This is a genomic window from Curtobacterium sp. 24E2 (genome assembly GCF_016925595.1).
Taxonomy (GTDB): domain Bacteria; phylum Actinomycetota; class Actinomycetes; order Actinomycetales; family Microbacteriaceae; genus Curtobacterium.
On record NZ_CP068987.1, the window covers coordinates 2,095,392 to 2,109,697 of the forward strand.

Below are 14,306 nucleotides of genomic sequence, written 5' to 3' on the forward strand. Positions count from 1 at the left end.
TCGTACCCTGCCTCGGGTAATGTCGCAGGGCCATGACCGACAGCCCGGCCGACGCCACCCCGTACGAAGTCCTCGGCGTCCCCGCGACCGCCGACGACGACGCGCTCCGCCGCGCCTACCGGCGCGCGGCCCGCGAATCCCACCCCGACCTCGGCGGCGACGCCCAGCACTTCCGCCGCGTCCAACTCGCCTGGGAACGCATCGGCACGCCCGCAGCGCGCCGCGCCTACGACGCGGGCTCCCGCGGCGCGTTCAGCGGCAGCGGCGCCGGCCCGTTCGGTGCGTCCGGTTCGTCTGGTTCGTCCGCCGGGAGGCCCGACACCGGTCGCGACGCCTACGCACCCCCGTCAGCCCGTCGCGACACCCGCCCCCGCGCCCGGTCACACGGACACCCCGGCGGACGCTCCCGCGAGGTCTTCCTGCAGGCAGAACGCGAATGGGTCGGACTCGGCGACCCCATCGAGGACCCCTACGACCCCACCCTCATCCGTTCCGCGCCCCGACACATCCGACGGCTGCTCGGCGAGGCGCTCGCCGAAGAGGCCACCGCCTCGATCGTCTCGGACATGGGCATCGGCGTCACCGTCTGGCACGACCTCGACGCCGGAGCCGAGGGCAAGCTCGACCACGCCGTCCTGACCCCGAGCGGGCTCTGGGCCGTCGAGTCGATCGACTGGGGAGCCCCGGTCCGGATCGAGCACGGCGACATCGTCGGGGAGACCCTGGCGCCCGGCGAGCGTCCGGTGAAGGAACTCGTCCGAGCCGCCCGTGCCGTGCAGAAGCAGACCCGGGTGCGGTTCACCGGCCGGCTGCTCGTCGTGCCGGACTCCGCGGTCGAGGTCGACGTGCAGCTCGTCGGCTCCCCGAAGAAGCCGACCGCCCTGGTCGTCCGCCGCAGTGCGCTCGGGCAGGTGCTGAACGGCGTGTGGTCCCCGCCCGGATCGGTCGACGTGTTCGAGATCCGCGACCGCCTGCAGCAGACCGTCCGCTTCGTCTAGCGACGGGCGTCAGTAGCCTCGGAGCTTCTCGAGGTCGCGGCGCTCCCGCTTGCTCGGGCGTCCGGCGCCGCGGTCGCGCATCGGGACGAACCCCGCTTCCTCCTTGGACAGCCGCGGTGGGGTCTTGTCCTCGAAGTGCTTCGCGGCCTCGGGCGCACTCGTCCGCTTCAGGATGATGCCGGTGACGACGACGATCCGGTCGAAGCCGTTCTGCCGCACCCGGACCTCGTCGCCGGGGCCGATGGGCTGGGCGGGCTTCGCGCGCTCCCCGTTCACCCGGACGTGTCCGGCCTTGCACGCGGCGGTCGCAGCGGAGCGGGTCTTGGTGATCCGCACCGCCCAGATCCAGCTGTCCACGCGAGCCTTGGCCATCCCCTCACTCTAGGCGGCCCCTACGCTGGGCGGGTGAGCACCGGGGAACAGGCGGCGATCGCGCGGGTCCGTGCGCTCGGGGTCCTGCACGACGCCGCGATCGGGGACCGGCTCGTGGTGCGGGCACACCACGACGACGGTGCACAGGACGCCCTCGGGGACCTCGTCGCCCGCACCCCCGACACCGTGACGATCGCGACCCGCCGCGGCCCGGTCGAGGTCCGGCTCGACGACGTCGTCGCCGCGAAGCCCGTCCCACCGCCCCCACCCCCGCGCGCGCCCCGTCGCTGACGCGTGCGAGTGGCGGCTCGGTGCGAGGTTGCTCACCCGGTGCGAGGTTGTGGCGCGGCACGGAGTGGTCAACCTCGCACCACGCGAAGCGCACGCCACGCACCGCCCACCCGCGCGCGCACGGCGAGCCGCACCCCTCCGCACCCCGCACCCGACGTAGCCTCGTGCCATGGCAGTCCCCGTCCCGCTCGGCACCGAGGACCGCACCGCCCGCCTCACCCTCCGCCGCCCCGACCAGTGGCGCCGCGAGGACTCTGCCCAGGCGGACCTGCGCGTCACCGGCGACGACATCGTCCTCACCGTCCGATCCCGACCCAGCGACCGCGCGATCGGCGACGAGAACACGGGCCTCCTCGCCAGACTGCCCGGCTCCGTCGAGGGCCTGCTGCTCGTCGGCTGCGACACCTGGACCGCCGCCGGTGCTCCCGCGCGCCTGGTCGAGTACGTCCGTCCCGACGAACACGGCGACGTCGCGGGTGCGCACCTGCTGTTCGTCACTGGCCGGCACCGCGTCGACCTGACGATCGAACGCCCCCTGGCACGCCTGCTCGAGACCGACGAACTCGTGTTCGCCGTCCTCGAGAGCGTCCGCGCCACCGAGCCGTCCCCGGTCCGCCCCGAGCGCGACCTCGAGCCGCTGCCCACCCCGGCGCCCGGCCCGGAGCTCGACGGCCCCCGTCTGAGCGCCGACGCGGTCGGCACGCTCAAGAGCCTCGCCGGACGCCGGTGGAACCCGACGCTCCTCCGCACCGCGGCGGGCCGCGAACTCATCGAAGCGGGCCTCGTCGGCCGACTCGGCACGCTGCCCGAGTCGACCCAGACCCTGCTCGAGCCGTGGCAGGGCGATGCCCAACCGGTCACGCTCGAACAGCACCTCCCCGACGGTGGCGAGTCGCGCCTCCAGGCCTGGTCGCAGACCGTCGTGGACGGGACCGCTGAGGCGGGCGCGGTGGTCGCCTCCGTCACGCCGGACCGCGCGGTCGCGCTGACTGCCGGGAGGCTCGGCATCGGCCCGACGTGGACCTTCCCGTTCCGCACGGGGGTGCTCCCAGGGCACCTGCTCGGCCGCCGGCTGGCCGGCGGCTCCGACGCGCCGGACCTGCCGGAGGCCCTCGTCGAGGCGGACGCGCGGCTCGCGCGCTTCTGGGCCGCGCCGTGGACGGTGTCGTACCTGCGTCGGCCGGGCAAGCCGAAGCCCGTGACGATCGTGCGCGCCGAGGGGATCGGCTTCGCCCGCGTGGGCAAGACGGAAGCCGGGGAGACCGTCTTCCAGACGGACTCCCCGGCCAACGTGTACCGGTCGGTGGTGCGGGCGCTGCTTCCTTCCGCCTAGGCGGCCGGGCCGGCGGTCAGGGTGACGGTGACGGTCTTGGCGGCGCCCGTGCTGTCGGTGTAGCCGACCACGACCTTGTCGCCGACGGAGTGCGACTGCACGGCGGCGGTGAGCTCGTCCGAGGTCGTGACCGTGGTCCCGCCCAGGCTCGTGATCGTGTCGCCCTCGGCCAGACCGGCGCTCGCTGCACCGGAACCCTCGACCGTGCCGGCGACGGCGACGCCGCCCGTGGTGCCCGCGGTGCTGCTGACCTGGACCCCGAGGAACGCGGGCAGGCCGATGGTGATCGTGCTCGAGGACTCGCCGGCCAGGATCTTCTCGGCGATCGCCTTCGCGGTGGTGATCGGGATGGCGTAGCCGGTGACGTCCGCGGTGCCCGAGGACGCCGCGGTCGCCATGCCGACGACCTCGCCCTCGCTGTCGACCACGGGGCCGCCGGAGTCGCCGGAGACGATGTTCGCCGCGATCTCGATCAGACCGGACAGGGACTCGGTCCCGGTGCCGGACTCGCTCTGCACCTGGATGTCCTGGTCGGTGGCCGTGACGGTGCCCTCGGCCGCGACGAGGTTGCCCGTGCCCTCGGCGTTGCCGACGTCGGTGACGGTGTCACCCGTGCTCGGCTCGCCGTCGTCGTCGAGTGTGACGGTGGACAGGCCGGAGGCGTCCTCGAGCTTCCAGGACGGCGACGTCGTTCGTGGCGTCGGTGCCGACCACGTCAGCCTTGTACTCCTTGCCGGTGGTCTCGTCGGTGACGGTGATGCTCGTGGCGCCCTGGATGACGTGGTTGTTCGTCAGGACCGTGCCGTTCGAGCTGAGGATCATGCCGGTGCCGGCCGCCTGCGAGGACTCGTCGTAGTTCAGGACGGTGTTGATCGTCACGACGCCCTTCTTCTGGGCGGCGGTCGCTGCGGTGGCGGCGGACTCGGTGCTCGTGCCGGTGCTGCCGCTGTCGGTCCCGTTGCCGGTGCCGTCGGTGCCGCTGCCGGTGCCGTCTCCGGGGACGGTGAAGCCGTTCGTGCCGCCGCTCGTCCCGCTGTCGGGCAGCGTCGTGGTGCCCTGCGACTGGCTCGACGTCGTGGTCGTGCTCTGCGAGGAGAGACCGAGGGCCGTGCCTCCGGCGGCACCGACGATGGCGAGGGCCGCGATGCCGGAGCCGATCATCAGCCCGAGGCGGCGCGGGCGCTTCGTGCCCGCCCCCGGGTGGTTCGCCGTCGCCGCGGTGTGCGCCCAGGCGTGGTGGGTGCCGGTGAGCGCCGGGCTGCCGATCAGGTACGGGCCGCGGCCGTCGGGGGAGTAGGCGTAGGGGCCGGAGCCGTCCGGTCCGTACAGGTACGGGCCGGAGCCGTCGAAGGCGTAGGCCGGACGGAGGGTGGCGGGGTCGGCATGGGGTGCCTCCCAGCGCATCCCGTACGCCTGCTGCTGGTTCTGCTGCTGCGCGCCGTCGGTCCGGGCGGTGCCCTGCTCGTCGTACTCGCGGTCGGCGTCGGCGGCGGGGTTCGGGGTCTCGTTCATCGGTGCTCTCCGGTCGTCCCTCGACGACCCGGGCGGGTGTCGATGGAGACCAGTACAGACGGCGATCCAATGACGAGCCTATGAACGGACCCAGTGACTGCTCCGGGCTTGCTCGGGGGACGCCGAGTGGGCTGCCGGTTCGGTCGCCCAGGGTCCGTTAGGGTTGCCTTACTTCCCATGCGCTCCTCCACGTCCGCGCCACCGGCGCTCGCCTCCGTCTCCCGCCTGGTCGGGGCGACCGTGCTGGCCGTCGTCGTCCTCGCCGTGGCGTGCGCGCTGTCGATCGCCTACGGATCCCGGCCGATCCCGCTCCACACCGTGCTCGACACCGTCCTGCACCCGGGGCGGAACGACGAGATCGGGCTCATCGTGCTCGGCAACCGCGTCCCGCGCACCGTCGTCGGGCTCCTCGCGGGTGCCGCCCTCGGTGTCGCCGGCGCGGTGATGCAGGGGGTCACCCGCAACCCGCTCGCCGACCCGAGCGTCCTCGGCATCAACTCCGGGGCGGCCCTCGCCGTGGTCGCCGGCATCGCGCTCTTCGGGGTGAGCGGCACGGCCGCCTACCTGCCGTTCGCCTTCGCCGGTGCTGCCCTCGCGGCACTGCTCGTCTACGGGATCGCCGCGGTCGCACGGCGTGGGCTGTCACCGGTCGGCCTCGCGCTGTCCGGTGCCGTCGTCGCCGCCGCGCTGTCGTCGATCACGACGGCGGTGCTCGTCACGAACGCGAGCCTGCTCGACCAGCTGCGGTTCTGGCAGGTGGGCGCCCTCGCCGGCAAGGACCTCGGCACCGCCGGCATCATCACGGCGCCGGTGCTGATCGGTCTCGCGATCGCGTTCGGCCTGGGCCGGTCGCTCAACACCCTGGCCCTCGGCGACGAGCTCGCGGCGTCGCTCGGGCAACGCGTCGTGCTCGTCCGGGCCGTCGGCGGACTCGTGACCGTCCTGCTCGCCGGCTCGGCCGTTGCCGCCGCCGGGCCGATCGCCTTCGTCGGGCTCGCCGTGCCGCACGCCGTCCGCCGGCTGAGCGGCCCCGACCACCGGTGGACCATCCTGCTGTCCGCGATCGTCGCGCCGGCGCTGCTGCTGGTTGCCGACGTCATCGGGCGCGTGGTGGCGTACCCGGGGAGCTGCAGGTCGGCATCGTCACGGCCCTCATCGGTGCGCCGGTGTTCATCGCGCTCGTGCGGTCGAGGGCGGTGCGGGGCCTGTGACGGCGTCGACGTCCCTCCGGGGTGCGCTCGTCGGTGTCCGGCGCGAGCTCGTGGTCCTGGCGGTCGTCGTCGTCGTGCTCGTCGCGCTGGTGCTCGTCGGACTCGGGGTCGGCTCGATCCCGCTCACCCCGGCGCAGGTGGTCGGCGCGCTGTTCGGCCAGGGCGACCGCATCTCGGACTTCGTCATCGGACAGCTGCGCGGCCCCCGGGTGCTCGGTGCGGTCCTGGTCGGCGCCAGCCTGGGGGTCGCGGGCGCCATCGTGCAGAGCGTCGTCCGCAACCCGATCGCGAGCCCGGACGTCATCGGCATCACCTCGGGTGCCAGTGCTGCGGGTCTCACCGCGATCGTGCTGTTCGGGGCTTCCGGCGGCACCCTGTTCTCGGTCGTGCTCGTCGGCGCGGTCGTCGTCTCGGTCGTGATCGCCGGACTGGCCTGGCGGCGCGGGATCACCGGCAACCGGGTCGTGCTCGTCGGGATCGGCGTCTCGGCGATCTGCCTGAGCATCACGGGGTGGATGCTCACCAGCGGCACCGTCACCCAGGCCGGCACCGCGCTGCTGTGGTTGTCCGGCAGCCTGAACGCCGTCGACCGGAACCTGGTCGGCGTGCTCGGCGTCGCGTTCGTCGTGTTGTTCGTGCTGGCCCTGCTGCAGTCGTCGCGCCTGACCGTCCTGACGCTCGGCGACGAGGTCTCGGCGGCCCTCGGGCTCCGGCCGGACCGTGCGAAGGTGCTGCTGCTCCTCACCGCAGTGTGTCTGACCGCCGCTGCGGTCGCCACCGCCGGGCCGGTGTCGTTCGTCGCGCTGATGGCGGCACCGATCGCCCGTCGGCTCGTCGGCGGAGGCCGCGTCGCACTCGGGCCGGCCGCCGCGGTGGGAGCGGCGATCACCCTCGGCAGCGACCTCATCGCCCAGTTCGCGATCCCCGGCAACGCCCTGCCCGTCGGCGTCGTGACGGGTGTCGTCGGCGCCCCGTACCTGCTCTGGTTGCTCGCGCGCGGTCGCTGAACCCGGACCGCGCGTTCGCGCACCGCGGACGATCGTCCACAGGCCCAGTTCGGGGCTGCCGCTGGAGCCCTCCTTTCCGATACGCTGGTGGGCCAAGAGGAGGAGGTCCACCGATGCCAGATCCAGTGGTCCCGCAGCCCGACGGTCAGAAGACCCCGGAGCAGCGGCTGGTCGACACCACGCTGACCTTCAGCATGGACATGGGCGCGGCGCTCACCGCCGAATCCGGTGTCTCAGCCGAAGAGCGCGAGGCGGTCAACGCCCTACCGTCCGGATCGGCGCTGCTCGTCGTACGCCGCGGTCCGAACGTGGGTGCGCGGTTCCTCCTCGACTCCGACGTCACGACGGCCGGTCGACACCCCGACGCCGACATCTTCCTCGACGACGTCACGGTGTCCCGCAAGCACGCGCAGTTCCTGCGGCAGGGCACGGCCTTCACGGTGAAGGACAACGGCTCCCTGAACGGCACGTACTTCGACGGTGCACGCATCGACCAAGCGCCGCTCACCGACGGGGCTGAGGTCCAGGTCGGCAAGTTCCGTCTGACGTTCTACGCGTCCCGGGTCGACCTGGCGCGCCTGGCGAACGCGTAGTGGCCGCACGGTCCGCTGCGGCCCGGGCGGGGTCAGCGGCACCGGACCTGCTCACGATCGGGCAGGTCCTCGCTCGCCTCAAGCCCGAGTTTGCGGACCTCTCGAGTTCCAAGCTGCGCTTCCTCGAAGAGCGTGAGCTCGTCACGCCGATCCGCACGGCCAGCGGGTACCGCAAGTTCTCGGCTGCCGACGTCGACCGCCTCCGGGTGATCCTCGGCCTGCAGCGCGACCACTACCTGCCGCTCAAGGTCATCAAGGACTACCTCGCCGACCTCGACGCAGGGCGAGAGCCCGTGCTGCCTGGTGGTGGGGACGCCCCGCGCCCCTCGATCCTCGGGCGCGAGCGCCGGTACACCCGCGACGAGACGGCCCGAGCGGCCGGCGCGTCCCCGATGCTCCTGGCCGACGCGGTCTCCGCATCACTGCTCCCCGCTTCCGAGACCTACGGCGAGGACAGCGTGTCCGTCCTCAAGGCACTCGTCGAGCTGCAGCGGACCGGCATCGAGCCGCGGCACCTGCGCACGCTCCGCAGCACCGCCGAGCGCGAGGTCGGACTCATCGAATCCGCCCTCATGCCCGTGTCCCGCCGCGGCGATGCGACGTCGCGGGCGAAGGCCACGGAACTCGCACGCGAGATCGCCGTCCAGCTCGAGGTCATCCGCTCGAGCCTCATCCGCGCGGCGATCGGTCGTCTCGACGCATGATCCGTTCCGGTGCTCCGCGGGGGCTTGTGCGTCAGTGGGTGGGGCGTATCCTCGACACGCCGGACGCGCCGAGTCGGATGTCCCGCGCGGGAGCGGTCGGAGTCGCTACCGTTGACCTCGGAACAACTCTCAACCCGTCGTTGAACCTTCGGGTGGGAGCTCGATCGTCGTGGAAGGCAAGCGCATGAGTGGGAACGACACCCCAGGCACCGAGTCGGACACGACGCGGTACGACCTCGGGCTGCTCTTCACCGACGGCCTCCCAGAACACGACGAGCAGAACGGCTACCGCGGAACCGTCGCCGCACGTGCAGCCGGCATCTCGTACCGTCAGCTCGACTACTGGGCACGCACCGAACTCGTGCAGCCCACCATCCGCGGCGCTGCCGGCTCCGGGTCGCAGCGCCTGTACGGCTTCCGCGACATCCTCGTGCTCAAGCTCGTCAAGCGCCTGCTCGACACCGGCATCTCGCTGCAGCAGATCCGCACCGCTGTGAACCAGCTCCGCGAGTCGGGCGTGTCCGACCTCGCCCAGACCACTCTGATGTCCGACGGCGCCTCGGTGTACCTGTGCACCTCGGACGACGAGGTCATCGACCTGGTGTCCCGCGGCCAGGGTGTCTTCGGCATCGCGGTCGGCAAGGTCCTGCGAGAGGTCGAGACCTCCTTGGTCGAGCTCGACGCCACCGCGGCGGCCGACCCGTCCGACGAGCTCGCCGCGCGTCGGGCTTCCCGCGCTTCCTGACCCGCGCTTTCCGCTCGGGTCGTCTCATCGGACTGCGCGGCTCTGATCGGTCGCGAACTGTCGCCTGCGCGACGCCGACTGTCGCAACTTGTCGCCTGCGACGTTGCTGGCCGACGGTTGGTGACCTGTCGCTGGACGTGGGCGGGATGTCGTGGCCGCTGGGCGTGCCGGGGCCGGGCGTGTCGGCGTGCTTGCGCCTCCCGGCGGTCGTGGACTGGTCGCGACTTGTCGCCTGCGCGACGCCGAGTGGTCGCGACTTGTCGCCTGCGACGCTGCTGGGCGACGGTTGCTGACCTCTCGCCGGAACTGAGCGGCATGTCGTGCCCTCCCGCGCCGCAAGTGGATCGTGCGAACTCGGCTGTCAGCGCGGCAGCAGCCCGAGGCTACGCGCCAGCAGCACCCGAGCCGTCGGCGTAGGGCCCGATCTTGCCGGTCCGCATGATGCGCTCGAGCAGCTGGTCGAAGTTGCGCGCCATCTCCTGCGCGGACTCGCCGGGCCACACGTGCAGGGGCTTCGCGGCACCCTGTGCCTGCTGCAGCGACGTGCGCTCGGGCAGCTGCGGCGACAGGACGAGCGGGCCGAACATGTCGCGGAGTTCCTTGATGCGGAACTGGTGTTCGAGCGACTGGACGCGAGCACGGTTCACGATGATGCCGAGCGGCTGCAGGCGGGGAGAGACCGCGGCGGATCTCCTCGATGGCCCGGAGCGCGCGGTCGGCGGCGGCGACGGAGAACAGGCCGGGCTCGGTGACGACCGTGACGCGGTCGGACGCCGCCCACGCGGTGCGCGTGAGCGCGTTCAGCGACGGCGCGCAGTCGATGAGCACGAGCTCGTAGTCCTGCTCGACGTTGGCCAGGGCCTCTTCGAGCTTCCAGATGTCGCGGATGGAGGGTGCGGCCCGTCGAAGTTGATCGCGGACGGCGACCCGACCATGACGTCGATCTTGCCCTGCGAGCCCTTCGTCCACCCGGACGGGGCGATCGCCTGACGGACGATCTTCTCCTTCGGGTTCTCGAGGACGTCGGCCACGTTGAGGTGTCCGGCGAGGTTGATGTCGAGGCCGGTCGAGACGTCGGACTGCGGGTCGAGATCCACCACCAGCGTGCGCAGTCCCTTGGCGAAGGCGGCCGAAGTCAGGCCGAGCGTCACCGTCGTCTTGCCGACACCGCCCTTGAGGGAGCTCACGCTGAGTACATGCACGATCAGCAACGTTACCGCCACTAGGGTTGTCTCACCTCAACCCGGGCTGAAAGGGACGTCGTGTTCAGCAAGATCCTCGTGGCGAACCGTGGTGAGATCGCCATCCGCGCGTTCCGTGCCGCGTACGAACTGGGGGCGCGCACCGTCGCCGTCTACCCCTACGAAGACCGCAACTCCCTGCACCGCCTGAAGGCCGACGAGGCCTACCTGATCGGAGAGCGGGGCCACCCGGTCCGGGCGTACCTGGACGTCTCCGAGATCATCCGCGTGGCGCGCGCGTCGGGCGCCGACGCGATCTACCCGGGGTACGGCTTCCTGTCCGAGAACCCGGAGCTCGCCGCCGCGGCCGCCGCAGCCGGCATCACCTTCATCGGTCCGGGCGAACACGTGCTCGAGATGGCCGGCAACAAGGTGACCGCGAAGGAGCACGCGATCGCGGCCGGCGTCCCGGTGCTCGCGAGCACCCCGGCGAGTCGCGACATCGAGGAGCTCATCGCCGGCTCCGACGCCATCGGGTTCCCGGTGTTCGCCAAGGCCGTCGCCGGTGGTGGCGGTCGTGGCATGCGTCGGGTCGAGACCAAGCCCGAGCTCCGCGCGGCACTCGAGGCAGCGATGCGCGAGGCCGACAGTGCGTTCGGCGACCCGACCATGTTCCTCGAGCAGGCGGTGATCCGGCCGCGGCACATCGAGGTGCAGATCCTCGCCGACGCGACGGGCACCGAGGCGGGCACGATCCACCTGTTCGAGCGGGACTGCTCCGTGCAGCGTCGCAACCAGAAGGTCGTCGAGATCGCCCCGGCGCCGAACCTCGACCCCGCCGTCGCCCGTGCGCTGCACCGCGACGCGGTCGCCTTCGCCCGCTCGATCGGCTACGTCAACGCCGGCACCGTCGAGTTCCTCCTCGACACGGAAGGTGAGAAGAGCGGGCAGCACGTCTTCATCGAGATGAACCCGCGCATCCAGGTCGAGCACACCGTCACCGAAGAGGTCACCGACGTCGACCTGGTGCAGTCGCAGATGCGGATCGCCTCGGGCGAGTCGCTCGCCGACCTCGGCCTGTCACAGGACACCGTCTCCGTGCACGGGGCCGCGCTGCAGACCCGCATCACGACCGAGGACCCGACGCAGGGCTTCCGGCCGGACACCGGCCGCATCACCACGTACCGCAGCCCCGGCGGCGCCGGTGTGCGCCTGGACGGCGGCACGGTCGCCACCGGCGCGCAGATCAGCCCGCACTTCGACTCGATGCTCGCCAAGATGACGTGCCGCGGACGCGACTTCCCGACGGCCGTCGCCCGTGCGAAGCGGGCCCTCGCCGAGTTCCGCATCCGCGGCGTCAGCACGAACATCCCGTTCCTGCAGGCCGTGCTCGAGGACCCGGACTTCGCCCGCGGCGACGTCTCGACGAAGTTCATCGAGGAGCGTCCGCAGCTGTTCAGCGGCCACGTGTCGAAGGACCGCGGCACCAAGGTCCTGAACTGGCTGGCCGACGTCACGGTGAACAAGCCGAATGGTGAGCGGTCTCCGCTGGTCACCGACCCGAGCGCCAAGCTCCCCGCCCTCGACCTCAGCGCCCCGGTGCCCGAGGGCCAGCGCGACCGGCTGCTGGCGCAGGGTCCGGCCGAGTGGGCGAAGGCGCTCCGTGCTCAGACTCGGCTCGCCGTGACGGAGACGACGATGCGGGACGCGCACCAGTCGCTGCTCGCCACCCGCGTCCGCACGAAGGACCTCGTCGCCGTCGCACCGTACGTCGCGCGGCTGACGCCGCAGCTGCTGAGCGTCGAGGCATGGGGCGGTGCGACGTACGACGTCGCCCTCCGGTTCCTCGGCGAGGACCCGTGGGAGCGCCTGGCCTCGCTGCGCGAGGCGATGCCGAACATCCCGATCCAGATGCTGCTGCGCGGCCGCAACACGGTCGGCTACACCCCGTACCCGACCGAGGTGACGGACGCGTTCGTCGCCGAGGCCGCCGCCACGGGCGTCGACGTCTTCCGCGTGTTCGATGCGCTCAACGACGTCAGCCAGTTGCGACCGGCCCTGGAGGCAGTGCTCGCGACCGGCACGGCCGTCGCCGAAGCGGCGCTCTGCTACACCGCCGACCTCCTCGATCCTGCCGAGGACCTGTACACGTTGGACTACTACCTCCGCCTGGCGGAGCAGATGGTCGAGGCCGGCGCGCACGTCATCGGCATCAAGGACATGGCCGGCCTGCTCCGCGCTGGCGCCGCCGAGAAGCTCGTCGGCGCCCTGCGCGAACGCTTCGACCAGCCCGTGCACGTGCACACGCACGACACCGCCGGTGGGCAGCTCGCGACGCTCCTCGCCGCAGCGCGTGCCGGTGCGGACGCGGTGGACGTCGCCTCGGCGCCGATGGCCGGGACGACGAGCCAGCCGAGCATGTCCGCGCTGGTCGCCGCCCTGGCCCACACGGAGCGCGACACCGGACTGTCCCTCGACGCGGTCGGCGACCTCGAGCCCTACTGGGAGGCGGTCCGTCGGGCCTACGCCCCGTTCGAGTCCGGGCTGCCCGGTCCGACGGGTCGGGTCTACAAGCACGAGATCCCCGGTGGTCAGCTGTCGAACCTCCGCCAGCAGGCGATCGCGCTCGGCCTGGGCGACCGGTTCGAGCAGGTCGAGGACTGGTACGCCGAGGCGAACCGGATCCTCGGACGCCCGACCAAGGTCACGCCGTCGTCGAAGGTGGTCGGTGACCTCGCGCTGCAGCTCGCCGCGGTGAACGCCGACCCGGCCGACTTCGAGCAGAACCCGGACAAGTACGACATCCCGGACTCCGTCGTCGGGTTCATGGCCGGCGAGCTCGGTGACCTGCCGGGTGGCTGGCCGGAGCCGTTCCGGACGAAGGTCCTGGCGGGCCGCGACGTCCGCCTCGAGATCACCCCGGTGCCGGACGCCGAGCGCGCGCACCTCGACGCCGCCGGGCCCGAGCGCCAGCAGGCGTTGAACCGGCTGCTGTTCTTGCAGCCCACGGCGCAGTTCGAGCGGGTGCGCGAGCAGTACGGCGACCTGTCCGTGGTACCGACCGTCGACTACCTGTACGGGCTGCGCCCCGGGCAGGAGCACGTCGTGCCGCTCGGCAAGGGCGTCGACCTGTTCGTCGGGCTCGAAGCGATCGGCGAGGTCGACGACAAGGGCATCCGCACGGTCATGGCCACGATGAACGGGCAGCTCCGTCCGGTCTCGGTCCGCGACCGGTCGATCGAGGTCGAGACGAAGGTCGCCGAGCAGGCCGACAAGTCCGACCCGAAGCACGTCGCCGCGCCGTTCTCCGGTGTGGTGACGCTCAAGGTCGCCGTCGGTGACGTCGTCGAGGCCGGAGCGGCCGTGGCGAGCATCGAGGCGATGAAGATGGAAGCGGCCATCACGGCGCCCGTGGCGGGCACCGTCGGCCGTCTCGCGATCCCGGCGACCCAGCAGGTGGACGCCGGCGACCTCCTGGTGGTGCTGCAGTAAATTGACCGTCCGTCCCATCCGCCTGTTCGGCGACCCCGTCCTCCGTTCGCCTGCGGACCCGATCGCTCCGGCGGCACTCGGGTCGAGCGGGGTCCGCGACCTCGTGCAGGACCTGATCGACACCGTCAAGGAGCCCGGCCGCGCCGGTGTGGCCGCGCCGCAGATCGGTGTCGGACTCCGCGCGTTCTCGTACAACGTCGACGGCGAGGTCGGGTACGTCCTGAACCCTGAGATCGTCGAGGTCTCGGGGAGCCCGAACTCATGGAGGAAGGGTGCCTTTCCGTCCCGGGGCTCGGCTACCCGACCCGGCGGCACCCGTACGCCAAGGTCCGCGGCGTCGACGTCGACGGCGCCGAGGTGGTGCTCGAAGGCACCGGGCTGATGGCCGAGGCGCTGCAGCACGAGGTCGACCACCTGGACGGAACCGTCTACGTGATGACGCTCGAACCCGAGGTCCGACGGCAGGCGCTGCGGGACATCCGGGCGCAGGAGTGGTTCCACTGATCCGCTGGTCATGAGTGCCTGCTCATGACACCCCCACGGGGGATTGTCGCTTTGTCCTGACGAAGAGGTACCGTATCGGCGTCGGCCTCCCACCGGCAGCCCATCCCACCCCCAGGACTCCCGCATGACCATCCAGAACGACGAGCTCAGCTCGCACCGCACCCGCACCAACCGTCGCCCGGCCGACACCACCGTCGCCACCGGTTCGACCGCCGTCCTCGACGCCCCCGCGACGGAGCAGTCCCCGGAGGCCTGAGCCCCGCGAGCGCCTGAGCCCCGCGAGCGCCTGCCCCCGCGCGCACCTGCACTCACGCGCACCCGGCGGAATCGGGCCTACCTGGTCGGAAGAAACGACCCGGTACG

At 72.0% G+C, this 14,306-nt stretch carries 12 protein-coding genes and 3 pseudogenes; 11 read left to right on the forward strand and 4 right to left on the reverse strand.

The genetic code is table 11. The features are described from left to right. Positions 1-32 precede the first annotated feature (32 nt). Positions 33-998: a J domain-containing protein gene (locus JN350_RS10435; protein ID WP_205462156.1), complete on the forward strand. Its 966-nt coding sequence runs from the start codon at positions 33-35 to the stop codon at positions 996-998. Between the two features lie 9 nt (positions 999-1,007). Here the strand turns inward: JN350_RS10435 and JN350_RS10440 are convergent, their stop codons facing one another. Beyond that, on the reverse strand, positions 1,008-1,370 hold the full coding sequence (locus JN350_RS10440) for an RNA-binding S4 domain-containing protein (protein WP_123292446.1): 363 nt from the start codon (positions 1,368-1,370) through the stop codon (positions 1,008-1,010). A 33-nt stretch (positions 1,371-1,403) separates the two neighbouring features. On the opposite strand from JN350_RS10440, the gene JN350_RS10445 reads away from it, so the two are divergent. Then, a complete protein-coding gene (locus JN350_RS10445) occupies positions 1,404-1,661 on the forward strand; it encodes a hypothetical protein (RefSeq protein WP_240347265.1) in 258 nt (85 codons plus the stop codon). Between the two features lie 169 nt (positions 1,662-1,830). Beyond that, positions 1,831-2,994: a hypothetical protein gene (locus JN350_RS10450; RefSeq protein ID WP_205462157.1), complete on the forward strand. Its 1,164-nt coding sequence runs from the start codon at positions 1,831-1,833 to the stop codon at positions 2,992-2,994. Here the strand turns inward: JN350_RS10450 and JN350_RS20195 are convergent. Further along, positions 2,991-3,713 carry a S1C family serine protease gene (locus JN350_RS20195; protein ID WP_461964408.1) on the reverse strand — a complete coding sequence of 241 codons (723 nt, stop codon included), beginning with the start codon at positions 3,711-3,713 and terminating at the stop codon, positions 2,991-2,993. The genes JN350_RS10450 and JN350_RS20195 overlap by 4 nt on opposite strands. Next, positions 3,601-4,506, reverse strand: a complete 906-nt coding sequence (locus JN350_RS20200) for a trypsin-like peptidase domain-containing protein (protein WP_275897977.1) — start codon at positions 4,504-4,506, stop codon at positions 3,601-3,603. Before JN350_RS20200 ends, JN350_RS20195 begins: the two co-directional genes overlap by 113 nt. A gap of 177 nt (positions 4,507-4,683) precedes the next feature. Between JN350_RS20200 and JN350_RS10460 the strand changes: the two are divergent. From JN350_RS10460 to JN350_RS10480, 5 genes and pseudogenes are all read left to right on the forward strand, one after another. After that, positions 4,684-5,568: pseudogene (locus tag JN350_RS10460) on the forward strand (FecCD family ABC transporter permease); the annotation flags it as partial. 145 nt (positions 5,569-5,713) lie between these two features. After that, positions 5,714-6,724 carry a FecCD family ABC transporter permease gene (locus JN350_RS10465; RefSeq protein ID WP_205462158.1) on the forward strand — a complete coding sequence of 337 codons (1,011 nt, stop codon included), beginning with the start codon at positions 5,714-5,716 and terminating at the stop codon, positions 6,722-6,724. Between the two features lie 113 nt (positions 6,725-6,837). Continuing rightward, positions 6,838-7,317 (forward strand): FHA domain-containing protein, encoded by a 480-nt coding sequence (locus JN350_RS10470; protein WP_205462159.1) that lies wholly within the window; start codon positions 6,838-6,840, stop codon positions 7,315-7,317. Further along, on the forward strand, positions 7,317-8,021 hold the full coding sequence (ftsR, locus tag JN350_RS10475) for a transcriptional regulator FtsR (protein ID WP_205462160.1): 705 nt from the start codon (positions 7,317-7,319) through the stop codon (positions 8,019-8,021). The genes JN350_RS10470 and ftsR overlap by 1 nt, the downstream gene beginning before the upstream one ends. A 184-nt stretch (positions 8,022-8,205) precedes the next feature. Then, a complete protein-coding gene (locus JN350_RS10480; protein WP_123312967.1) occupies positions 8,206-8,766 on the forward strand; it encodes a MerR family transcriptional regulator in 561 nt (186 codons plus the stop codon). A gap of 383 nt (positions 8,767-9,149) precedes the next feature. Here JN350_RS10480 and JN350_RS10485 read toward each other — a convergent pair. Continuing rightward, a pseudogene (locus JN350_RS10485) lies at positions 9,150-9,968 on the reverse strand (ParA family protein). A 60-nt stretch (positions 9,969-10,028) separates the two neighbouring features. Here JN350_RS10485 and JN350_RS10490 point away from each other — a divergent pair. The 3 genes and pseudogenes from JN350_RS10490 (at position 10,029) to JN350_RS20205 (ending at position 14,199) form a co-directional block, all read left to right on the forward strand. Then, positions 10,029-13,439: a pyruvate carboxylase gene (locus tag JN350_RS10490; protein ID WP_205462161.1), complete on the forward strand. Its 3,411-nt coding sequence runs from the start codon at positions 10,029-10,031 to the stop codon at positions 13,437-13,439. Position 13,440: 1 nt separating this feature from the next. Then, positions 13,441-13,943 (forward strand): annotated as a pseudogene (locus JN350_RS10495) (peptide deformylase). Positions 13,944-14,067: 124 nt separating this feature from the next. Beyond that, positions 14,068-14,199, forward strand: coding sequence for a hypothetical protein (locus JN350_RS20205; RefSeq protein WP_275897978.1), 132 nt, complete (start codon positions 14,068-14,070; stop codon positions 14,197-14,199). The last annotated feature ends 107 nt before the right edge of the window (positions 14,200-14,306 follow it).